The following is a 23,890-nucleotide window of genomic DNA, read 5'->3' on the forward strand; positions in this document are numbered from 1 at the left end:
TGCTCTCTTTTAGAATGTAATGTTCACACCTGCGATGAATGTTCTGCTCCTTGGATAAGCGGCATAATCCACTCCTGGAGTCATTGGTGTTCTCCTTCTTGTGTTCACTTCCGGATCATATCCCGTGTAATTGGTGAAAATGGCCAAGTTGTTTCCCGTCGCGTAGAATCTCATTCTGGTGATCTTGAACTTGGTCAGGAAGGATTCAGGCAAGGTGTATCCCAAGGTGATGTTGTTGATACGGATAAAAGAACCGTCTTCAATCGCCCAAGAATGCATGTAAAAAGAACTTGCGGAGGTAAGCGGCGTCCATAGCGTGGCGTTTTGATTCAAAGCGGCCAATGCTACCGGCTCGGTCACCACCTGACCGGCAGGATTTACATTTGTCCATCGGTCATTCATGATGGCCAGCAAATTGGAGTTCGGGGTATATCCAGAAGAAAACTCAAGTTTGTTGGCGTTCAACACATCGTTGCCATATTGGAAATTGACGAAGATACTGGCGTCAAAATTTTTGAAGGCAAACTGTTGGTTCAATCCCCCGAAGAATTTCGGTGTGGCATTTCCAATGGCAGTCCTGTCATTGTCATCCACAACACCATCTCCATTCAGATCCTTGAACTTCAAGGTTCCTGGCTTGGGTACCACTGAGGTGATTCCCTGATTGTTGGGAACACCGTCCCGAAGGCTATAAATACCTTCGTTGTAATTAAAATCCTCTATTTTGTAGAATCCATCCGTTACCAATCCCCACATCGTTCCGACAGGTTGCCCTACTTGAATGGCATAGTCAAAAGGAACATTTCCTCCTGCCCATCCCGAAGGCACCAAGAAAGAAGTTTGGTCACCAAGGCTTTCCACTCTGTTTTTATTCGTCGACACATTGAAACTTGCATTCCATGTAAAAGCCCTTTTGTCAATGATTGCTCCTGACAACTGCACTTCAAAACCCTTGTTGGAAGTTTCTCCGACATTTTGTAGTTGGACGGTATATCCTGAAGTTGATGGCACTGGCACTTCCACCAAAAGATCACGCGTATTGTTTACATAGGCATCTACGGACAACTGAATCTTGCCACCGAAAAAGCCAACATCCAAACCTAGATTTTTGGAGATGGTCGTTTCCCATTTCAGGTTTTCATTGGCCAACGCAGTCGGGGAAAAACCCACTTCCAATTGGTTGTTGAAACCATAATAAGCATTTGGACCAAATTGGGTGAGGTAAAGGAAATTGTCGATTCTGTTGTTTCCGGATTCGCCATAACTGGCCCTTAGCTTCAAATCACTGATGGTATTGCTGATGCTGTACATGAATTGCTCCTCTGAAATCCTCCAAGCACCGGATACAGATGGAAAATACCCCCACTTGTTTGCCTTGGCAAATTTGGAAGACCCATCGGTTCTAATGGTACCGGTAAGCAAGAATCTGTCGTCGTAAGCATAACTCGCCCTACTGAAAAAGGAAAGCAAACGGGATTCCTGAACATTGGAAGTCGGAATCTGAGGTTGCCCCAAGGCAATATTGCCCAATGCCCTTTCGGCAGTGATGCCTATCGGGAAAAATCTCGACTCCATGTTATCAATCCTGAATTCCTCTTGGAAAATCTCATGGCCGACAAGAACATCAAGTTTATTCTTTTCAGTGAAAGCGGATCTGATTTTATTGGTGCTGAAAGTCAATACATTCGAATTGTTCAAAATCCGTCTTTCATTCTTCCTAATGGAGGCAATGGGTTGACCCGCACCTACCTGTCGCGCAGGTCCGGTGATGGTGTCGTTGAAGGCATAATCGTCCACGTTGGAAAGATCGACACCCACTGTGGTTCGGAAAGAAAGGTAATCGGTGAAATCATATTTCACGCTGCTGTTGAAGTTGGTGACATTCTGCTTGCGCTGTCTGTATTCCGCCTGCGAAAGCAAAATCGGGTTGACCAAAGCCAAAGAGTTCGCATTGGTCTGATCCGCATAATCCGGATCATAGGCCGTTACATCCGCTCCGTCCATCAAAATAGGTCTGTACTTGACCGCGTGACGGAGTCTGTTGGTAGAAGACGAACCTTCGGAGGCTGTTCCCGCTCCATTGACAAGCGTGTTGTTATATCTGACATTGAATCCTGCTGAAAGTCTTTCGTTGACTTTGTGGTCGAATTTAAAATTGATCAGTTTCCTGTCAAAATCCGACTCAAGCATGATGCCTTCTTCTGTATTGGAACTCACGCTCAAGTTGAACTTGGTGGCGGCTGTCCCACCAGTGATGCTCAAATTGTGGGTTTGCATGATGGCACTTCTTCCGAAAACCTCTTTTTGCCAATCCACGAATGGGACTTGACGGTAATTTTCGATATCACCATAATTCCCATACGTGTTCCTGAAATTATTTCTTTCCTGCTCACTTCCTCTTGACCGCTCGTATTGGTAGCTAACGAAGTCATAGGGACTCATCACCTCAAGCTTATTGGCGAGATTCCTTACTCCCGCAAAACCATTGTAGCTCACGGTGGTCTTCATTTCTGAGCCCCCTTTGGTGGTGATGATCACCACTCCATTAGCGCCTCTCGCACCATAAATCGCAGTAGCGGAAGCATCCTTCAACACATCAATGGATTCTATATCCTGTGGAGAAAGCACGGAAAGGGCATTCTCCACCTGTACACCATCCACTACATACAATGGGGAATTGTCTTGGGTAATGGATCCACCACCCCTGACACGGATCAACACATCTGCATTTGGCGAACCTTCGGTTCCAGTGACTTGCACCCCAGCCAATCGGCCTGCCAAGGCTTCTCCTGCGGAATTGAGGGGAATATCCGCCAGTTGTTTTGCCCCAACGGAGGAAACTGAACTCGTAAGATCCCTTCTTTCTATGGAAGCATATCCCACGACTACATATTCGGATAAGGTTGAAATATCCTCTTCCAAGACCACATTGATGATGGTTTGGTTTCCTACCAAAATCTCCTTTCTCACCATCCCGATAAAGGAAAATACCAAGGTGGCATTGGCAGGTGCCGAGATGCTAAATTTGCCATCAATGTCCGCAGCCACGCCGATCGCTGAGCCCTTGACCAAAACAGAGGCTCCGGGAATCGCCTCGCCATTTGGGGAGGTAACCGTCCCTGTTACCAGATTTCCCTGGGCTGCCAGTGGACCTGTAAAACAGGCCAAGAACAAGGCACCAAGCAAAACCATCCGCAAAATTGTGTGAATTTTAAACGTATTGTTCATTTCAAATTGTTATAGGGTTTTTGTTTGATAAAGTAGCATTGGGTACTGGGAGTACCTTGTGTTTAGATCTTGGAGGTTTCCTAGCCACTTAGGAACAGGGGAAGAAAAAAGAATTCGGAATTCATGAAGTTCGGGTTTAGGGTTTATTGAAATGTTCATGCGCGATCATTTTTATTATCAATTTTGCGCAATCGATTGCATTATAGGAAATAATTTTTTTACCCGCAAGATTTCCTGAAATATTTTGTTCTATTTTTATTTAAAATGAACTTTTTAATAGAATATCCAAATATTTCCTCAAGAAATATGCGATTTTGGAGGAAAGGAAAACGATTGGTTAGATTATTTTGTGCAATCGTTTACATAGATTATCCAATATCAAACTGCCTAAATTGAGGTTAAAATGATCCTAAAAAACCCTCTTTAAAAACCGATCCATCAAATCCGCAGTAGGATCAAACCAAGGTGAAAATAGCCAAAAAGTATGGGGACTGTTTTCCACCGTTTGTACTTCAGTATAAATCCCAAATGCTTCCATTTGGGCAATCACTTCATCCCGGCCCGCATGGAACCTTTGAAATTGGCTGTTGATAAATAAAATTGGCCTGGCAATTTCACTTACCTGAGATAGTGGTGAGGCCGCCTTCCATATTTCCGGGATTTCAGCATAAGTTCCTCCCAGCCAAAGGGCAGCCATTTCCCCTTCCTCAGATTCAGGATGGTGAAAAGCCAAGACGCCATCCATATTGATGATGGCATGCACCTCACTGGAATTGGATGATAGTGAAGATTCCTCATAGCGGGATTGTCCATTCGTGAAGCCCACCAAATTGGCCAACTGTCCACCGGCAGAACTGCCAGAAACGGCAATTTTATTACTGTCCAATCGAAATTGTTCCCCATTGGACTTGAGCCACTTCACCGCATCCTTGATGTCAAATACGGCTGCAGGGAATCGGGCTTCCAGCGAAAGCCTATAATCCACCACTGCCGTCACATATCCTTTTGCTGCCAAAGCTTTGGCAAGTGGGATTTGTAAGGTTCTGTCCCCTGATTTCCAACCTCCACCATGCACCAATATTATCCCCGGAAGCAATCCTCCCTTCTTGTTTTCGGGATAAAAAACATCCAATTGCAATCCCCGATAGCCCAATTCTTTGTAAGTAATCCCCAACCTTTCCATGACTCCTGTCATAGGTGTATCTTCAACCGGTTTGATTTGCGGGTACTTTTTCTTTTCTTTCTGGTATGCGCTTCGGAGGGTGAAACTCGTGTCTACGGCATGCCCAAACCAATCTTGGCCATAGGCATTCTTGGATCCAAATTTCCCCGCAAAAATCAATTCCTTCTGGTATTTTTTCGACTCTTCCTCGGACATTTGGTATGACCAATCCACCCTTTTGGTCAAATTCGCGCTCAGACCCTTTGCTACCAAACTCCCCATAATAGGTAGTTAGAGCCGTTTCAGGCCTTCCCCAATTGTCCCATCCTTCAGGCAAGATATGGCTTCCCATTTCACAATTGATGACCACGGTCTTGGCAAAGTCCCGCCAAGGTCTCCCCAAATAAACCCGGTCTATGCCCTCAGCTGCGGTCAATTTACAATCCTTAAAAACGTAACCGATTCCCACCCACTCTGGCGTGGACGCGGCAGTGATGAAAGAGTTGGATTTTGAATGGATTTCACAATTTTCGAACAAAGCCGTGGCCGACCCAAAAATGAAATCCGTAGTGCCTTCGATATAACAATTCTTGTAATACTGTCTGGAATTTTCACCTGAAGCAAACACCGTATCCTGGTCTCCTTTGAAATGACAATTCTCGAAAACCAAGCGGTCCCCTTCTGCATGCAAAGCCACGGCCTGCCCGACAATTCCAGCTGTATTTTGGATGGTCATATCTCTGAAAATCAATGAATTTCCCAGCACTTTCAGCGTATAAGAACCAAAGGTATCAAGCTTGTTTTTTCCGGTATGGTCATCAAAAGTGATGATCGTTTTTTCTGGGCCATCTCCCCTAAATGTCACATTGGTGATGGTGCCCGGGATTATCAGCTTTTCCTTGTAAACCCCCGCTTTGATATACACCGTAATCGGCCTGGGCAAATACACCCGAATCGACTCGATGGCATCTTGGATAAAAAGAAAATCCCCGGTTCCATCCTTGGCCACCACGATATCTTGCTGGACTTTTCCTTTCAAATCCTTGATCTGACCATCCTTGGGGTAGGCGTTGACGCTTTGCGAAAAAATATCCAAGGGAAGCAACAACACAAACCCTATCAAAAGTACAGACACAAAATTTTGGAGGAGTCTATTTGAAAGCATGGTACAAGATTAATTCAATTCCAACAGTTTTTTCAATCCCACCTTAGATTTTTGAAAAGACCCCTAACTGCCATTCACTTTGAGACGGATGGGGATGCTGGCCTTTATGGATTGGGATTCATCTTGGGTGGTACCTAAATTTATGAAATTATTTGGGATCCCCTATACCTGTACTTTTCAGTGTGGATCCGGTGTTTTTTAAGGTGATGTCCCCAAACCCTTCCCTATCCCACCAAAAAAATGCTTGACGTGACCAATGCAAGGAATACCCTGTTTTGATCAGCTGAATTCATTAAAGTACAGAGGTTATTTCAGACTGAAATGTAAATGCATAACAGGTGCGTAAGGTGGTAAATACCTGTTGCACATTTCTCCTATACGCCCAATACCCCGGAAGCAAACTTTCTTTCAGTATAAAGCACTGCCTTTGGCCCGGGTATTTCCTGCTTTGGAGTCAAATTGATTTGTGCTTGATTGGTTCAAAAGATGATTTTCGTCATGATTAAAATTGAGAAGTATCATAATTAAATAAATTCGGATATTAATATCTTTTATTATAATAATCTTAAATTTGAATCATAAAAAAACACCATGTTTTCAAAAGCCTGCAAGTACGCCATCAATGCCATGACCTATATCGCAACCCTGCCAAAGGAAAGGGATCGTGTGGGATTGAAGGAAATTTCAAAAGAAATCAATTCCCCTGAAGCATTTACAGCAAAAATACTTCAGGTTTTGGTCAAGGATCACCTTTTGACATCCATCAAAGGACCCAACGGTGGTTTTACGATGAGGGGCAAATCAGAGGAAATTTTTCTTGGGCAAATCGTGGAGGCGATAGATGGGGATTTGCTTTTTACCGGATGTGCACTTGGTCTAGAACATTGCAATGCCCATCACCCCTGCGCAGTCCATCACAAATTCAAGGCAATTCGAGACCATTTAGCAGGCATGCTCATGACGACAAGCCTTAAGGAAGTGGCCTTTGGCATCAACAACGGGACGAATTTTCTTCGCTCATAAAACAAATACATGAACCAATGGAGATCTCGACAAAAAGAAAAGTAGGCGGTATTGTAGTAGAAAATTTTAGAACTGCCAAAGTATTTACCGCGCATGGCATCGATTTCTGCTGCAATGGTGGAATCAGCTTGGAAGAGGCCTGTGAGAAAAACAGTGTGGATATGGAGACGCTGCTTATCGAACTTGATCAAGTCACGCAAATGCAGGATAGCACCAATTATTCTTCCTTGGATCTCAGCCAGTTGATAGACCATATCCTGAACCACCACCACCGCTACGTAGAAAACACCATACCCGCCTTGAAGATCTACCTGGACAAGTTAGAAAAGGTGCATGGTGAAAAGCATCCAGAACTCAGTGAAATCCGCAAGGAATTTTATAGTGCCGCCAACGCACTCACTGCGCACATGAAAAAGGAGGAGCTTGTCCTCTTCCCTTATGTGAAAGCCATGGAAGATTCAAAGGCAAAGGGGTTCCCACTTTCCAAACCCCATTTCGGCCATATTGATCATCCTATCCAAATGATGGAATCGGAACATGAAACCGAAGGTGACAGATTTAAGAATATTTCTGCGTTAAGCAACGGCTATACTCCTCCTGCTGATGGTTGCCAAACCTACAAGGTGACATTTGCTCTTTTGGAGGAGTTTGAGCTGGATTTACATACCCACATCCATCTGGAAAACAACATTTTGTTTCCCAAAGCCAAGGTCTTGTTCCAACATATCAATTCTTAAGCGATGAATCCGGAGAACCAATCCATTGAAAAAGCCCTGATTGGGTCAAAAACAGTGCATCACCTCGCAAGACAATGGATGGGCTGGGCCGTCCTGTTTTTCTTGGTCAGCGCTGTTTTTGGGCTGATGATGCGGTATTTTTTCATTGGAGAGATTCCTTATTTCCAATTCAAAAACCTGCTCCATGCACATTCCCATGTGGCATTATTGGGTTGGGGATTTCTGTTGGTTGCGGGTCTGCTCGTATTTTTCTTTGTCAAAGATCAGAAAAGAATAAAAATTTACTTGAATCTGTTGCTTCTCAATGTAGTGGCAGTCATCGGTATGGCCCTGACTTTTCCGGTAGAAGGCTATGGACTTTTCAGCATTGGGTTTTCCACCCTCCAGCTTTTTGTCGGTTATGGCTTTGCATTTTATTTTTTGCAAGACTTGAAAAAAACAGAAAAAAGCAATGCCACAAGCTTGATCACCTTCAGCATTTATTGGATGGTATTGTCCTCCATTGGTTTGTGGGCTATCGGTCCTATCGGGGCCACGCTGGGCAGACTCCATCCGCTCTATTTCATGAGTGTCCAGTGGTTTCTACACCTCCAGCTCAACGGTTGGTTTGTCTATGTTTTACTGGGTTTACTCGTCCATTTCCTAGGTGAAAAGGGTTTTAAAATCAACATCCCAAAGACCTTTGAATACCTTTTGCATATTTCCCTTTTCCTGACCTATGCATTGAGCGTTTCATGGAGCACACCCATGAAGGGGCTTTTGGGCATCAATGGAATTGGAGTGATTTTTCAGGCCATCGCCTATTTTTTTATCCTCAAACCCATTGTCTTTGTTTTGATTTCCGAATTCGAATTGGTGAAAGATTGGGCAACCAAACTGGTTTGGCTGGGAATCATTAGCCTCGGCTTGAAGGCGTTTTTACAGTGCTTATTGGTCTTTCCTGAAGTAGCCCAAATTTCCTACACCATCAGAATGTTTGTTATCGGATTTATCCACCTGATCATGTTGGGGGCCATCACTTTCAGTTTGGGAGGAATTGCGCTGAAAAACAACTGGTTGCCAAGAGACGCTTCCTCTGGTTGGGGCTGGTCATTCTTGGCCCTTGGCTTTCTCCTGTCGGAAATGCTCCTACTCGGGCAAGGCACCTTGCTGTGGTTGAAATTAGGCTTTATTCCCTCCTACCACTTCCTGATCTTCCTTGCTTCCACCCTCTTTCCAATTGGTCTTTCGATCATTCTGTACCGCATACCCAAAAAAAGCTCCCAAAATTTCGAGCATCAAAATGACAATTCAACAAAAATCAACAATCCAACAAACAAAAAACCTATGAAAATTTCAATGTTAGTTACAATAGGTGTATCGGTTCTTCTTCTGACCAGCTGCGGCGGCGGGAGTGAAAACCAGAGCACCTCAAAAGCACCAAGTGCGGAAAAAGTAGAAGCAGATCCAAGGGGAATCGGCGAAATAAAAAAAGTGGAATTGAAAGAAGCCATCGATGAGACCATGGCCAGCAATGGAAAAGCAATCGTGGACATGAAATGCACAGCCTGCCATCAATTGAATGACAAAAGGCTTGTTGGACCGGGTTTTCAGGGTGTTACCAACAGGAGGTCGCCTGAATGGATCATGAATATGATCACCAATGTGGAAGTCATGTTGGATGAAGATCCTGTTGCGCAAGCCCTTCTTGAAGAGTGTCTCACCAGGATGCCGAACCAGAACATTTCAATTTCTGAATCATATGAAATCCTTGAGTTTTTACGGAAAAATGATGAGGAAAAGGCTGGCGCAAGAGATGGGGCCGCTATTTAATATACAGTTTAAACCAAAAAAAAAATGAAAACAGGACAATGGCTTATGGCAGGTGCAATCGCAACGATTCTCCTGGCCCCCAGTTGCAAACCCAAAGGTGCACAAAGCGCCCTTTCGGGAGATGCTGCCAGCAAAGTATACGTAGCGCCAGGGCAGTACGATGAGTTCTACAACATTGTCTCCGGAGGATTCAACGGACAGATCAGTGTGGTGGGACTTCCCTCAGGAAGGGTATTGAAAATTGTCCCGGTTTTTTCTGTCCATCCGGAAAACGGTTGGGGGTTTTCGGAAGAAAGCAAGCCGATGTTGAATACTTCCCATGGATTCATTCCTTGGGACGATCTGCATCACATCGCTATTTCTACGACCAATGCAGAACATGATGGCAGATGGGCTTTTGCAAACGCGAACAATACGCCCAGAATTGCCAAGATAGACCTGACCACTTTCAAAACAACAGAAATCATTGAAATCCCCAACAGCGGTGGCAACCACTCCTCCCCATTCATCACTGAAAACACGGAGTATATCGTGGCGGGCACGCGTTTCAGTGTACCCACAGGGGACAATGTCGATGTGCCGATCGCTACTTATAAAGAAAATTTCAAAGGGACGATAAGTTTTATCAGCGTAGACCAAGAGCATGGAAACATGGACATCGCTTTCCAATTAGATGCCCCACCGTTCAACTTTGACTTGGCAAGAGCCGGCAAGAAAAAATCCCATGGCTGGTTCTTCTTTTCCACATACAACACCGAGATGGCCCATACGCTGCTGGAGGTAAATGCCTCGCAGAAAGACAAGGATTTTATCATGGCTGTCAACTGGAAAAAAGCGGAAGAATACATCAAGGCAGGCAAAGGCAAGAAAATCAAATCCCCTTACGTACACAATGTCTGGGATGAAGATACCCATACAGCCATTTCCACAGTCCGAGAAGATATTCTTTCCCTAGACCCAAGAGAACTGAAAGACATCGTTTATTTCATTCCCTGTCCAAAATCACCGCATGGAACCGACACAGATCCCACTGGTGAATATATCATAGGCAGCGGCAAGTTAGCCGCCATTATCCCGGTATTTTCTTTCACCAAAATGCTCAAGGCAATTGAAGACAAGAATTTCGAGGGCAATATTGATGGAATGCCCGTATTGAACTATGAGGCTGTTTTGCACGGCGAAGTCCTGAAACCAGGTCTTGGACCATTGCACACCGAATTTGACGGGAAGGGAAATGCCTATACCTCCATGTTTGTTTCCTCTGAAATCGTCAAGTGGAATATTGAAACACTTGAAGTATTGGATAGAGTACCGACTTTCTACTCGGTAGGCCATTTAATGATCCCTGGAGGCCCAACAGGAAAACCCCATGGAAAGTACATGGTTGCCTACAACAAAATCACCAAAGATCGCTATCTACCAACGGGACCTGAGCTGGCACACTCTGCCCAATTGTTTGACATTTCGGGTGACAAAATGCAACTGTTACTGGATTTTCCAACCATCGGTGAGCCGCATTATGCAGAGGCATTTCCGGCGGCTTTGATCAAAGACAAGCAGGTGAAGTTTTATAAAATGGAAAAAAACAACCATCCAAGAGCGCTCAAGGGGATCAATGATGCCCGGGTGGAAAGAGATGGAAACAAGGTCCACGTCTACATGACTTCTATCAGGTCAAATTTCCGTCCTGACAACATCGAAGGAGTAAGAGTGGGTGACGAAGTTTACTTCCACGTCACCAACCTGGAACAAGACTGGGACGTTCCCCACGGATTTGCGATAAAGGGAGCCAATACGGCTGAACTCTTGATCATGCCAGGAGAAACCGCAACACTCAAATGGGTTCCGGACAGAGTTGGGATTTTCCCTTTCTATTGTACGGATTTCTGTTCCGCGCTGCATCAGGAAATGCAAGGGTACCTCAGGGTCTCTCCAAAAGGCAGCAACAACCCCATCACTTTCAGTACAGGAGTAGCCGAATAAATAAACCATCAATACCGCCAGTACAAACTGGCGGTATTATCCCCTTTTGAAATGGAAAAATTAAGCCTTCTCAACCGCCTTTTGGTTCTTACCGCATCATGTTTGATGGTCGCGGCATATTTCACCCCTTTATGGCAAATCAGTCTGTGGGCTCCCCAATATCCAGAGGGATTGAACATGAAAATCTGGATAGACCGGCTCAGTGGAGATGTGACTATCATCAACGGAGTGAATCATTACATCGGCATGAAACACATCGGAGATGAAATGTTTCCAGAGTTTCAATATATCATTTACATCATCGGCAGCATCATAGTTTTCGGGTTTTTAACGGCCCTTATTGCCAAGAGATGGGCACTTTACACCTTTTTCGGAATGGTCGGGCTGCTGGGTATCGGCGTATTGGTGGACATGTACCTTTGGGGATATGACTATGGACACAATCTTGATCCAACCGCAGCGATCAAAGTCCCAGGAATGTCATATCAACCGCCATTGATCGGATACAAAGAGCTCCTCAACTTCTTGGCATATTCAGGTCCCGATACAGGGGGTTGGATTTTGGGAGGTGCGGCTACCTTGGTGGTTTTGGCCATCATTATCGATTTTCGGAATAAATCCAAATTGAAAAACACGCTTTCATAAAAGAAAATGTCATGAGAAATATAACCACACTGTGCTGCATCCTTATGTTTTTGGCCTCCTGTAATGTGGAACCCAGGGCCATCCGGTATGGAGAAGAAATCTGTCACCACTGCAAAATGAAGTTGATGGATCCGCACTTCGGTGCAGAAGTCCTCACAGAAAAAGGTAAAATTTTCATCTTTGACGATGTGAATTGCCTGATGACTTTCTTGGAATCCAATGAGATCCCCGCAGAAAACATCAAGAAAATCCTGGTTGCGGATTATCACAGTCCAGAAAGCCTGATCGACGCCTCCAATTCTTTCTACCTGAAATCGGAGCAATTCAAAACGCCAATGGCAAGCAGCATTGCGGCATTTGGAGACTATGAAACACTCAAAGAATACAAGGCCAAACATGGCGGAATCTACTTGGCTTGGGGGGAATTAATGACACAGTTTAAGTAAATGCAAAAAGTGGAAAGCTGGGATTATAAGCTGTACGCATGCATTGGGTCTAAATGAGAAGGACATGAAAGCAAAAATTTTTATATGTACTTTGGCTTTGTTGGGGGTAATTTTTCCAGTCTTTGGAAACACCCTCCAAATAAAGCCCGGGCAATCTATTCAGGCAGCGATAGACAAGGCTGAGAGTGGGGATACCCTTTTGATCGCAAAAGGATTGTATCAGGAAAATGAAATTACCATTAGAAAACCCCTGACCTTGATCGGTCAGGATTTCCCTGTCATTGATGGGCAAAACAAAGGAAACATTATCCTTGTGGCAGCAGCTCAGGTAAATATCGTAGGACTAGAATTGATCAACACAGGTTTTTCCAACATGGAAGATTCCGCTGCGATCAAATTCTTTGACTCAGATGAGGCGACAGTGGAAAACAACAGACTGAACAATACTTTTTTTGGAATCCATTTTTCCAATTCAAAAAACATGCGCATTCGGGGGAATCAGCTTCGGTCAACCTCCGAGAAAGAATATCAAACCGGCAACGGCATCCATCTCTGGAAGTGTCACCACGCCACCATAGAAAATAATTTTGTCACAGGACACCGGGATGGGATCTATCTGGAATTTGTCACCAACAGCACCGCCATCAAAAACCTGATTGAAGACAACAAGCGATATGGACTTCATTTTATGTTTTCGCATGACAACAGCTACGTGGAAAACACATTTAAAAAAAACGGCGCGGGTGTCTCGGTCATGTATACACGGAACGTCCTGATGAAGGACAATATCTTTGAAGACAACTGGGGTCCGGGATCCTACGGAATCCTGCTGAAAGATATCTCCAACAGCGAAGTGACTGGCAATATCTTCAGAAAAAACACAGTGGGAATTTATATGGAAGGCAGCAGTAGGACAACGTTCAAAAACAATACTTTTAGAGAAAACGGTTGGGCTTTAAAATTGATGGCCAGCTGTGACGACAATACCTTTGTTGCCAACAATTTTATCGCCAATACTTTTGACATCAGCACCAATGGCAGCTTGATCCTCAATAAACTGACTGAAAACTACTGGGATAAATATGAAGGATATGACCTGAACAAGGATCAAATCGGTGATATCCTCTACCGCCCAATCAACCTTTACAGCGTGATCGTGGAAAAAATCCCTGCGGCGGTGATGCTTTGGAGAAGTTTTTTGATCGGTCTTTTGGACCGTATAGAAAAAGCAATCCCTTCCATCACGCCAGAAAACATGGTAGACAATTCCCCTAAATTAAGACCTTATGATTTCGGTAAACAACATCTATAAGAAATTCGGAAGCCTGGAAGTACTTCAGGACTTCAATCTCAATTTTGAAGCAGGAATCAGTTATGCCATGATGGGCCCCAACGGTTCAGGAAAAACCACCTTGATCAAAACGATCCTTGGCATGGTAATCCCTGATTCGGGAGACATTGAAGTCCAGGGAAAATCTATAAAAGGAGAATTTGCTTATAGGGCAAATATCGGCTACATGCCTCAGATCGGGCGATATCCGGGCAATATCAAAATTGGACAGCTTTTCAGAATGATGCAGGACATGAGGCCAGGAATCGAAAATTACGACATGGAACTGGTCCAAAATTTTGGTCTGGACAAGATGATGGACAAACCCATGCATACCCTCAGCGGAGGAACCCGCCAAAAAGTAAGTGCCTGTCTCGCCTTTATGTTTCATCCTGTCATTTACATTCTGGATGAACCCACTGCAGGACTCGATCCCATGGCAGTGGAAGTACTGAAGAACAAAATCAAAAAGGAAAGGGATCAGGGAAAACTGTTTCTGATCACATCCCATATTCTGAGCGAACTGGAAGAGCTCACCACCCATGCGATTTATCTGTATGAAGGAAAGATCTTTTTCAATGACAGCATCGAAGAACTCAAAGAAACCACGGGTGAAACCAAATTCTCAACCGCAATCGCCAGATTGATGGAATGGAGTCTAAAAAAACAACCTCAAAAGAAAACCAATCATGTTTAAGCTACTGAAATATTCCCTGTATGATATTGTAAAATCACGTTTTGCAATCTTGTACACCTTATTTATGGTGCTGGTAACAGTTTCAATTTACCAGATCAGCGAGGACCTGAGCAAGGTTTCCCTGAGTTTGTTGAATATCATGCTGATGATCGTGCCGCTCATTTCGGCGGTGTTTGCCACCACTCATTTCTTCAATAACCTGGAATTCACCGAACTGATGCTTGCCCAACCCGTCAAAAGGCGGGATGTTTTCCTAAGCCAAATTCTGGCAGTAGTCATCATGTTGAGTCTGGCCATCTTGATCGGTATAGGGCTACCTATGGCGATTTGGGGTGCTGAGAGTAGCTTATTGGTGTTACTCGCCGTTGGTATTGCGCTCAGCATTGTGTTTGCCGGATTGGCATTTTTGGCTTCTGTATTGACCCGGGACAAGGCCAAAGCGATCGGGATTACCCTTTCCTTTTGGATCTATTTTTCCTTGGTGTATGACGGACTTGTGCTTTATATCATCTATAGCTTTGCAGATTATCCCTTGGAAAAAGCCACACTGGCCATGGTCATGCTCAACCCTGTGGATCTTGCCCGGATCATCATGCTGATGCAGCTAGACATTTCCGCACTGATGGGCTATACAGGTGCCTTTTTTCAACAGTTTTTCGGCAGTGCAAAAGGGATCATGCTTACCTCAGGGGTTTTGCTGATTTGGATGGTCTGGCCGGTTTTGCTGTCTATGCGGATCTTCAAAAAGAAGGATTTCTAATTTGTGCAGTTTTTGATTCTTCAGAAGCTGGACTCTACCTACTCAAATAAGCCCTACGATTCGACACAATTCGAATTATAGGATCGAAGCGACTAGTCCCTGATGATTTTTCGACAGCTTTCTATCTCAAGATTCTTATTTGCTTCAAACGTCTTCTCTTCTATAATTATCGTATCGATTTCACTGCAAACTATTGATCTCAAGTCAATCCCATCAACCCGAATCAACGCAAGCATCTTCATATTCTTTGATATCAACAGATCCAATATGGCTTGATTGATTTCAAATCCATCTAAATGAAGGATCTTTATGTTTGGAAATTGATCAAATATCCGGAGAATATCATCCGTACCTAAAGGGATGATCGGGTTTCGTCTATTCATTAAAGAAAGACCTACTAAATCCTCTACAGGAAAGTCCAAAGGGATATATATTAATTCTTTGGCAGGATCCACATTTTGCATTATATATAAGGAATTAGGAGGGAAATCTTCAATGGAAATTTTACCTAAAGAATAAAGTTCGGATTTAAAAATCGATTTATTCTCTACCCCGAACAATGTGTTGTCGGGCAAAACCACTAAAGATGGAGATTCAAGCTGCCTAAACGACGGTGTTTCACTTTGCATAAATAGAAAAACAGTTAAAATGATTTTAATGTAACGTTTTTTTAAATTAATTGCACAATGCCAATGTATGTTGCCCTAATTCTTCAGAAGCTGGACCCTACCTACACAAATAAGCCCTAAGTACTTGCAGACTCAACATTCAGTCTTTCAGGAATTTAACCAGTTCCGGAACCGTCCTTTTCAGTTCTTCCACAGCCAAATCACAGATTTTAAAAGCGCCGGTTGGAGAAAGATGGGTATTGTCTTCTTTTCCTTCCGGTAAGCGATTATAATCTCCGGGCCTGTAGTGGAGAAAAAGCTCCTTGGATTTTTCCACGCCGAATTGTTCCAAAAGCGCAATGGACTTTTTGTGCAAATCCCAGAGGGGGACGCCCAATTCCGCCGCCACTTCTCTCACCACTTCCGAATACCGGCCATGGGTATCGGTCAATTTTCCGTTTTCGTCAAAACTCCGACGCGAAATCGGCGTGGCCAAAATGGCCTTCCCTCCTTTTTCCCTGGACTCCCGGACATATCGGATCAGATTGGCTCTATAGTCCGTATCGGCAGCAGCATACCTGTCTTTTGAGTCCGACTTCTGGTCATTGTGGCCAAATTCAATCAGGACATAATCTCCGGGTTGAATCCGATTGAGCACCTTTTTCCATCTTCCCTCGCTTCTGAAACTTTTGGTGCTTCTTCCATTGACTGCGTGGTTTTCAAATCTGACCCCATCCTTGAAATAAAGTGGGAAAATCTGCCCCCAGCCTTTTTCTGGATTGCTCCCCGAGTAGGGCTTGTCCGCCAAAGTGGAATCGCCAACCAAAAAAATGGTGATTTGGGATTTCTTTTGAAAGGCAGAAATCCCCAAAACCAAGGCAACACATGCGATCAATATCAGTTTTTTCATCATGTTTATTCTATCTTCACTGCATTTTTCGGCAATTCGGGAGCGTGGAAAAATTGACTTCCAGCAGCTTTGAAGTCCGCTTTTTGGAAAGTGATGTTTCCGGATTTTTCACCCATAAGACGAATGGGCGTCTCTCCATTTTCAGCAAATGAAAATCCCTTCACGGCAATGTTCTTGCTGTTGTATAGCGTCAGCGCCGCATCCATTGGCGAAATCACCTTTACATTGACCAATTCCAATCCATCCGTGTCCACCGCGATGATTCCTTTTTTGGCTTCGAAAAAAGAATTTTCCAAGCGGACATTTTGCAGGTTCATTTCCGGCAAGCCCTGGAAATTGGCCGCCTGTCCACTGCCGGTGACATTGATGTTTTTCATGAAAATATTCTTAAAAGAAGGTGTTTTTTCGGTCACAGGAAATACCGTTTCATCCCTCTTTTCCCGGTCAGCACTTTGCTCGGCTTCCAATACGGGTGAATTTCCTCCGTAAAAAAGGTTGAAATTGATCGCATCTGTGGGAATATTGAGCATGTCAATATCGGAAATAAAGATGTTTTCCACAACGCCCCCTCTGCCCCTTGTGCTTTTGAAACGCAATCCAACATCCGTCCCCATGAAGGTACACTGGGAAATATGGACATTTTTGACTCCGCCCGACATTTCACTTCCGATCACAAATCCTCCGTGACCATGATAGACAATGTTGTTTTTGACCAGCACATTTTCTGTGGGCATATTCCTGTCCCTTCCATCTTGGTCCTTTCCGGATTTGAAGCAAATCGCATCGTCTCCCACATCAAAGGTATTGTTGTAAATCAACACATTCTTGCAGGATTCCAAGTCAAGACCGTCTCCGTTTTGGGAATACCAGGGGTTTCTTACACTGAGATTCCGGATGATGATGTCCTCACTCATCAAGGGGTGGATGTTCCACGCAGGGGAATTCTGGAAGGTCACCCCATCCAGCAAAATCCTCTTGCTGCTCACGATACTCACCATGACAGGCCTTAAAAAATCCCTGACTTTTTCAAATTCCGAAGCGTCGATCAGATCCGGCACATTGAAACTACTGCTGGAAATATAGCCTGTTCTTGAGCCTTCGGTTGGAAACCAGATGTCTTTTTTTTCATTCAGGAAACCTCCTGAAGCCAAGAGTTTTTTCCACTGCGAATCGGTCATTTTACTGCGTTTGACCGGTCTCCAAGCATCTCCGTTTCCGTCTATCGTTCCAGATCCGGTGATCGCAATGTTTTCCACTTCTAGGGCATAGATCGGGGAAACGCAGCGTGTGGTATTCAAACCCTCAAAACTTGTTTCCACCAGGGGATAATCCTCAAAATCCTTGCTGAACAAAATCAGTGCGCCCGCTTCGAGATGGAGGTTGATATTGCTTTGGAAGCGAATGGGTCCTGTCAACCAGATTCCCCGAGGAACCAAAACAGTGCCTCCCCCATTTTTTGCAACCGCTTCGATCGTTTTGGCAAAAGCCTCCGTGTTCTTTGTCAAGCCATCAGAAACGGCACCAAATTCCGCGATGCTAAGCAAAAAATCAGGAAAGCTTGTTTCCTTCACTTTTGGCATGTCAAACTCCACCCCATCGTAGATGGTTTGGATATTGATTTGGCTTGGTGAATTTTGGGCATTGGAGAAAGTATTGATCCCGATCAATAAATAAAAGAGGGATATCCAAAATGTATTTTTGCTTGTCATTTTCAATGGGTTTAATTTTTAATTTCTTTCCTATTTGGAGAACCTGAACCAGTCGATATCGACATATCCCGAATCGTTGGTCTTGGATTTTCTTGTGGCAAAAAGCCCGACTTTGGCCCCTATCCACTTTCCGGGAACAGCAGAAAATCGCTCTTCAACGGATATGAATTCCTGGCCGTTTTCGCTATAACTAAATGTTACCAAGCCACCCTTCTCGACTTTGACTCGAAAATGGATGTGGTGGAATTCCAATTTTTTGATTGTGATTTCTTGTTCCGGTTTGCCATGTTCAGCATCTAAACAGGTTACATATTTCAGATACAATCCATCTTTTTTACTTTCCAAACCAAGATACGCATAACTCATTCCCATCACAATCAGGCCGACTTGCTCATTTTCAAGCTTTTCATTTGGCGTAAAGGTCAGGGAAGTGGTTGTGGTAAATTCTTCTGCTGGGAATTTCTGCAACAAAAGATTGGGGGCATCCCACAGGTTTTTGGCATCCTCTGGGATTTGATCCGTGTAGAGGCGCAATTGTCCTTTTGCCGGATTGGAAAATGCCCAAGTGGCCTTTGGATTGGCATGCCACTGCCACTGCATTCCCAATTCATTCCCTTCAAATTCATCCGTATCAGGAGGAGTCATGGCAGGAAAGGATTTTCCGACATTTGGTTTTTTGTGGATCAAAACGGGTTGTCCCGTTCCATCACCATCATTATCCTCACCCATTGTCGGCCAATCATTTTTCCAGGACATGGGTTGGAGGTGGACAATTCTTCCATAAGCATCTTTGTCCTGAAAATGGACAAACCAATGCTCCCCATTTTTCAATTCCACCCATCCCCCTTGATGGGGACCATTGATTTCGGTTTCTCCTTGGGCCAAGGCAATATGCTCCTCATAAGGACCATATGGGTTTTTTGATCTTAAAATCAATTGCCAGCCTGTGGAAACCCCGCCAGCCGGGGCGAATATATAATAGTAGCCATTCCGCTTATAGAACTTGGTTCCCTCCACTGTTGGATGATTTTCATGTCCATCAAAAACCAATTTTCCTGCTCCCGTTGTTTTCGTCCCTTCCGCATTCATAGGTTTTACAACCAATACGCTCTTGATTCCTGCACGACTTCCGGCATAGGCATGAGACAAGTAGGCTTTTCCATCCTCATCCCAAAGCGGGCATGGATCAATCAATCCGAGACCAGCTTCCACCAAAACAGGTTCCTCCCAAGGCCCTGCGGGATCTTTGGTTTTTACCATATAGATCCCAAAATCCGGATCACCCCAGTAGATGTAATATTCGCCTTTATGAAATCGAATCGCGGGTGCCCATACTCCGTTGCCATGTTGTGGTTTGCTGAAAAAATCCAAGGGAAGTTGTCTTTCTAGGGCATAACCGATCAGGTTCCAATTCACCAAATCCTTGGAATGAAGAATTGGAAGCCCAGGAACGGCATTGAAACTCGATGCTGTCATGTAAAAATCATCTCCCACCCGACACAAATCCGGATCTGAATAGTCGGCATGTAGAATTGGGTTGATATAGGTCCCATCGCCCTGATCAGCTACCCAAACCTTTGAGATGGGTCCTTCCTGTGCGGAAATAATCCCTATAAACAGGAAGTTGAACAAAAAAGTGGAAAGGATTGGTTTTGTGAATTTCATGGATTATTTTTTGGATACTTATTTTAATTGATCAAATCCGAAATATGGTCACTTCAGCGGATTCCAACCGTCATTTCCCTTCAGAATTTCTTTCGCGGCAAAAGCTTCGGCTTGCTCGGCACTCAGTTGGCGTGACCAGGATTCCCTGGATGTAGCATTGGCTCCAGATCCACTGGAATTGTATTCCGCATAGAAACTCGTCTTTTCCGCCTGCGGTTTGCTCCAATTGTGCCAGCCCTCCTTTCGAATATGTTTACCCATATCACAGTTGATAAAAACCGTTTGGGCGTAATCCCTCCAAGGCCTTCCGAGGTAAACACTGTTTTCGGGCGCATCTCCAGTCAGCTTGCAATCGATGAAGACAAATCCATGCTTAGTTCCCACTTCTGTAGATGCCGCGGTGATGTATTGGCCTCCTTTTTTGGAGAAGATTTCGCAGTTTTCAAATACTACAGTGGACCAACCAAAGATAAAATCAGTGGTGCCTTCAATGTAACAATCTTTGTAGTACTGTCGGCTGTATATGCCATGTGGGTAGAGGGTATCCTGAAAACCCAAGAACCTGCAATTTTCGAAAATCACTTTGTCGCCATCTACTCTGACGGCAACTGCCTGACCAACGGGTCCTGAGGAATTTTCAAAAGTGATGTTTTGGGCGTGGAATCCATCGGCGAACACATAGAAACTGGTGGAACCTGTGGTGCCCATCTCCTCCCCGAATTTGTTTTTCTTTTTCGAAAAATCATCATAGGTCAGCAAAGTTTGCGCAACACTTTCCCCTATCAGTTTCACATTGACTTTGGAAGCAGGCAAAACCAACTTTTCCTTGTAGGTGCCATTTTTCAGAAAGATGGTCGTGACCCTATTCCTGAAATCCGGCACCGCCATAAAGGCTTCCTGAATGGTGGTGAAATCCCCCGATCCATCTTGGGCTACCGTGAAATCAAACTCTTGCGCTTTTGCCCAAGAGAGGGAAAAGCACAAGAGCAGGAAGAAAAATACAGTTTTAAGATTCAAATCAATTTTTGTCTAAGGATTCATATTGAAGGGAAGCCAAGATAAAAGGGCCAACTCCTTTGGGATCATTCTCCCGGATTTCTTCCCCTACATAATATTCATAGGATCCGTCTCTATAAGGATTTCCACCCAAACCGGCCACGCCACATACGTTCGTGATGGTGATGCCTCCATCGGCATCTTCTCTGATAAATTCCTTTAGAATTCCCTCATAAGCCTTCACACCTGCATCCCTAAATTCTTGATCCAGATATCCATTCTTGGCTCCTTTGATCAGAAAATAAGCAAACATACTGGTTGCGGAGGATTCCAAGTAATTACCTGCTCTGTCACCCTGATCAATCACTTGGTACCAAGTGCCTGATTCGTGCTGATACTTCACGATTCCTTTGGCCAGTTTCTGTGCGATAGAAACAATTTCCGCCCTTTTTGGGTGATCCTTGGGCATGTCGTCCAGGACATCCACCAAAGCCATAGCCAACCAACCGATACTTCTTCCCCAATAATTGGTGGAAAGTCCGGTTGCTTGGTCTGCCCATTTTTCGGATTTACTTGCGTCAATGGCATGATGGAAAAGGCCTGTTTCCGGACTGTAGCAATGCTTGTCGATGAGGTGAATTTGCTTGGCGACATCATCAAAAAGTGCTGGCTCGTTGAATTCAACGGCATATTTGGACAAAAATGGGGACCCCATATAGATGCCATCCAGCCACATTTGTTGCGGATAAATCTTTTTGTGCCAGAAACCACCATCTGGATTTCTCGGATGCTCCCGCATCTGATCCCTCAATTCCTCAATGGCAAGCTTGAATTTCTCCTCTTTGGTTTCCTTGTAAAGTTCGATCAGGAATTTCCCGCTATTGACCCTATCAATATTGTAATCGGATTTCTTGTAGGTTTTAATCACTCCATTTTCATCGATCATAAAATCGACAAAGTGCCTGACATAATCCATATACTGCTGATCGCCTGTATTTTCCCAAACTTTCAGCATTGAAGACATCACCAAGCCGTGGGTATATTCCCATTTGGGTTTTTCGTTGAAGTCGAGCGTCCATCCTTCGGGATTTCGTTTGATTTCGGATTGGGCCATCCAACTGGAGTATTTGGGTTTAGGGCTTGTTTCCTCCTCCTGTTGAACCAGCTTGGCATCTGAATTTCCTCCGCAAGAAGTTCCTACGAGCAAAAGTGCAAAAGCCAATATGTTTAACCCTCTGATTTTAAGTCTTATGTTCATATTTTGGGCATGTTTGGGATGGTTAAAATCCAGAAGCTGTTGCCAACTTCTGGATAGTTAATTTATATTGAAATTAATTATAACCCTCATTTTGGGTAAACTCATTTTTGTTGGTCACCGCATCCAACTGAGATTGCGGAATTGGCCTCAAGACATGGAAAGGCCTGATGTTGGCAGCGGCATCTGGATTCCAGGCTTGTACCCTTTCCACCAATTTACCGGTACGTTTCAGGTCAAACCATCGCTGTTGCTCGCCAGCAAATTCACGCGCCCTTTCATCCAGGATCATGTCAATGTCCAATTCCGCCGCAGAGATTTCCATTGCCTCTTCAAAACCAGGTAACGCTGCTCTTCTTCTCACTGCATTGAAGTGATTGACCGCTTCACCCATATTGCCCAGATTCATTTCTGCTTCCGCAACGATCAGGAACATTTCGGCAAGCCTGATGACGAAGGCATCCCTTTTCCCCTGTTGCTGGGAAATGGTGAGTCTGGATGGATCCAAAAATTTCTTCAGTGACATGTATCGGTCCCTTACCAATGGCGCATCGTTTGGCCCATAGGTTCTGCTTCTGTCGATGATGTTGTAATTTTTTTCATTCTTTACCGATTGTGGGATGATTTTTTTGGTAACAAAGATGGCTGTATCACCCAAATTCATGCCCGCAGGTGCATTTTTCGAATTATTAGCATACCATACAGTCTGGAAAGTGGCATTGAATCTGGCGTCTTTTGTTTCATCAAATAAATCCAATAAATGCGCTGTAGGCATAAATCTGGCGAAAGGCCGACCATTGTTGATATCCCTCAACATCCCCGGCATCTGGTCATAGGTCATCAAGAAAAACAGATGGGAATTGTTTCCACCATCTCTCAATAGGATATCTCCATCTGGATTTTCCAACTCCCTGTTCAGGACCAAATCAGCCGTGAAATTCACCAACCAAACCACCTCGGAATTGCGGACGTTATTAATATTCCATAAATCAGCGTAGTTGGCTACAAGTGAATAATTATAATCGTTGATGACATTTTTTGCCAACCTAGCCGCTTCAGCATTGTTTCCCCTGTACAGGTGCATTCTGGCCAAAAATGCTTCCGCCGATGGTTTGATTACTCGACCATAATCCGATGTGGTGGCGGGCAGATTGTTGACAGCAAAATCCAAGTCCTCAAATATCTGGGCATAAAAGGTCTCGATAGGAGTCTTGTTCGCAGTGGACTCGATTGCCGTTACTTCTGTGGTGGTGAAATGGACACCGCCCCATGTTTCCACAATGTGCCATAAATAAAACGCCCTCAGAAACCTTGCCTCTGCTTCTCTGATTGGCTTAAGCGTGCTGCTCAGTGGCGAGTCACCGATTCTTCCGATCACAGAATTGGTCGTATTCAAAGCCGAATACAGTCTCGTCCAGTAAAATCCGATCGGGGCATTTGCACCTTGCAAGTCGGAATTATACAAGGCCACGGGAGGATTTTCCATTCCATTTCCCCGCGTAAAAATATCTGTTCCCGTCTCTGTCAGGGCGATTCCGTTTTCTTTGCCATACCAAAACCGCATAGGTGTATAGCAGGAATTGACCAATGCCTCCATTCCCTCGGCCGTAGCATAATAGGCATCTGCAGTCAGCCCGGTCTTGTTGTCTTCCTCCAGGAAGCTTTCACAGGAAAAGATGGTGGAAAGCAAAAGCAATCCCATTATTTTATATAAAGCTGTTGATTTTTTCATGATGTTGAATTTGAAGTTGACTAGAAA

Annotated in this window: 19 protein-coding genes; 9 read left to right on the forward strand and 10 right to left on the reverse strand. The window is 44.3% G+C overall.

Features of this window, described 5'->3' with window-relative positions:
* Positions 1-9: 9 nt before the first annotated feature.
* From Q7J63_RS18335 to Q7J63_RS18345, 3 genes are all read right to left on the reverse strand, one after another.
* Complete coding sequence (locus Q7J63_RS18335) at positions 10-3,228, reverse strand: TonB-dependent receptor (protein ID WP_019598406.1); 3,219 nt, start codon at positions 3,226-3,228, stop codon at positions 10-12.
* Positions 3,229-3,637: 409 nt separating this feature from the next.
* Positions 3,638-4,423 (reverse strand): alpha/beta hydrolase, encoded by a 786-nt coding sequence (locus tag Q7J63_RS18340; RefSeq protein WP_304888276.1) that lies wholly within the window; start codon positions 4,421-4,423, stop codon positions 3,638-3,640.
* Positions 4,424-4,433: 10 nt separating this feature from the next.
* Complete coding sequence (locus tag Q7J63_RS18345) at positions 4,434-5,555, reverse strand: pectinesterase family protein (RefSeq protein WP_304888278.1); 1,122 nt, start codon at positions 5,553-5,555, stop codon at positions 4,434-4,436.
* Between the two features lie 591 nt (positions 5,556-6,146).
* Here Q7J63_RS18345 and Q7J63_RS18350 point away from each other — a divergent pair.
* From Q7J63_RS18350 to Q7J63_RS18390, 9 genes are all read left to right on the forward strand, one after another.
* A complete protein-coding gene (locus Q7J63_RS18350) occupies positions 6,147-6,578 on the forward strand; it encodes an Rrf2 family transcriptional regulator (RefSeq protein WP_304888280.1) in 432 nt (143 codons plus the stop codon).
* Positions 6,579-6,595: 17 nt separating this feature from the next.
* The gene (gene ric, locus Q7J63_RS18355) at positions 6,596-7,315 is read left to right on the forward strand and encodes an iron-sulfur cluster repair di-iron protein (protein WP_019598412.1); all 720 of its coding nucleotides are present in this window, start codon (positions 6,596-6,598) and stop codon (positions 7,313-7,315) included.
* Between the two features lie 3 nt (positions 7,316-7,318).
* Positions 7,319-9,127, forward strand: a complete 1,809-nt coding sequence (locus tag Q7J63_RS18360) for a c-type cytochrome (RefSeq protein ID WP_304888283.1) — start codon at positions 7,319-7,321, stop codon at positions 9,125-9,127.
* Between the two features lie 24 nt (positions 9,128-9,151).
* Complete coding sequence (gene nosZ / locus Q7J63_RS18365; RefSeq protein WP_304888285.1) at positions 9,152-11,110, forward strand: Sec-dependent nitrous-oxide reductase; 1,959 nt, start codon at positions 9,152-9,154, stop codon at positions 11,108-11,110.
* A gap of 51 nt (positions 11,111-11,161) precedes the next feature.
* On the forward strand, positions 11,162-11,755 hold the full coding sequence (locus Q7J63_RS18370; RefSeq protein WP_304888287.1) for a hypothetical protein: 594 nt from the start codon (positions 11,162-11,164) through the stop codon (positions 11,753-11,755).
* An 11-nt stretch (positions 11,756-11,766) separates the two neighbouring features.
* Positions 11,767-12,201 carry a nitrous oxide reductase accessory protein NosL gene (locus Q7J63_RS18375; protein WP_304888289.1) on the forward strand — a complete coding sequence of 145 codons (435 nt, stop codon included), beginning with the start codon at positions 11,767-11,769 and terminating at the stop codon, positions 12,199-12,201.
* A 64-nt stretch (positions 12,202-12,265) separates the two neighbouring features.
* A complete protein-coding gene (locus tag Q7J63_RS18380) occupies positions 12,266-13,513 on the forward strand; it encodes a nitrous oxide reductase family maturation protein NosD (RefSeq protein WP_304888291.1) in 1,248 nt (415 codons plus the stop codon).
* Complete coding sequence (locus Q7J63_RS18385) at positions 13,488-14,228, forward strand: ABC transporter ATP-binding protein (protein ID WP_304888293.1); 741 nt, start codon at positions 13,488-13,490, stop codon at positions 14,226-14,228. The genes Q7J63_RS18380 and Q7J63_RS18385 overlap by 26 nt, the downstream gene beginning before the upstream one ends.
* Positions 14,221-14,988: an ABC transporter permease subunit gene (locus Q7J63_RS18390; protein ID WP_304888295.1), complete on the forward strand. Its 768-nt coding sequence runs from the start codon at positions 14,221-14,223 to the stop codon at positions 14,986-14,988. Before Q7J63_RS18385 ends, Q7J63_RS18390 begins: the two co-directional genes overlap by 8 nt.
* Before the next feature lie 92 nt (positions 14,989-15,080).
* On the opposite strand, the gene Q7J63_RS18395 is transcribed toward Q7J63_RS18390, so the two are convergent.
* From Q7J63_RS18395 to Q7J63_RS18425, 7 genes are all read right to left on the reverse strand, one after another.
* Positions 15,081-15,617, reverse strand: a complete 537-nt coding sequence (locus tag Q7J63_RS18395) for a hypothetical protein (protein ID WP_304888296.1) — start codon at positions 15,615-15,617, stop codon at positions 15,081-15,083.
* 139 nt (positions 15,618-15,756) lie between these two features.
* Positions 15,757-16,509 carry a rhamnogalacturonan acetylesterase gene (locus Q7J63_RS18400; RefSeq protein ID WP_304888298.1) on the reverse strand — a complete coding sequence of 251 codons (753 nt, stop codon included), beginning with the start codon at positions 16,507-16,509 and terminating at the stop codon, positions 15,757-15,759.
* A 2-nt stretch (positions 16,510-16,511) separates the two neighbouring features.
* Complete coding sequence (locus Q7J63_RS18405) at positions 16,512-18,215, reverse strand: glycoside hydrolase family 28 protein (protein ID WP_304888300.1); 1,704 nt, start codon at positions 18,213-18,215, stop codon at positions 16,512-16,514.
* A 30-nt stretch (positions 18,216-18,245) separates the two neighbouring features.
* Positions 18,246-19,880: a glycoside hydrolase 43 family protein gene (locus Q7J63_RS18410; RefSeq protein WP_304888302.1), complete on the reverse strand. Its 1,635-nt coding sequence runs from the start codon at positions 19,878-19,880 to the stop codon at positions 18,246-18,248.
* A 48-nt stretch (positions 19,881-19,928) separates the two neighbouring features.
* Positions 19,929-20,897, reverse strand: a complete 969-nt coding sequence (locus Q7J63_RS18415) for a pectinesterase family protein (RefSeq protein ID WP_304888304.1) — start codon at positions 20,895-20,897, stop codon at positions 19,929-19,931.
* 1 nt (position 20,898) lies between these two features.
* Positions 20,899-22,134 carry a glycoside hydrolase family 105 protein gene (locus Q7J63_RS18420; RefSeq protein ID WP_304888306.1) on the reverse strand — a complete coding sequence of 412 codons (1,236 nt, stop codon included), beginning with the start codon at positions 22,132-22,134 and terminating at the stop codon, positions 20,899-20,901.
* Between the two features lie 73 nt (positions 22,135-22,207).
* On the reverse strand, positions 22,208-23,863 hold the full coding sequence (locus Q7J63_RS18425; protein WP_304888308.1) for a RagB/SusD family nutrient uptake outer membrane protein: 1,656 nt from the start codon (positions 23,861-23,863) through the stop codon (positions 22,208-22,210).
* Positions 23,864-23,890 lie beyond the last annotated feature (27 nt).

The organism is Rhodonellum sp. (genome assembly GCF_030656585.1).
GTDB classification, from domain to species: Bacteria; Bacteroidota; Bacteroidia; order Cytophagales; family Cyclobacteriaceae; genus Rhodonellum; species Rhodonellum psychrophilum.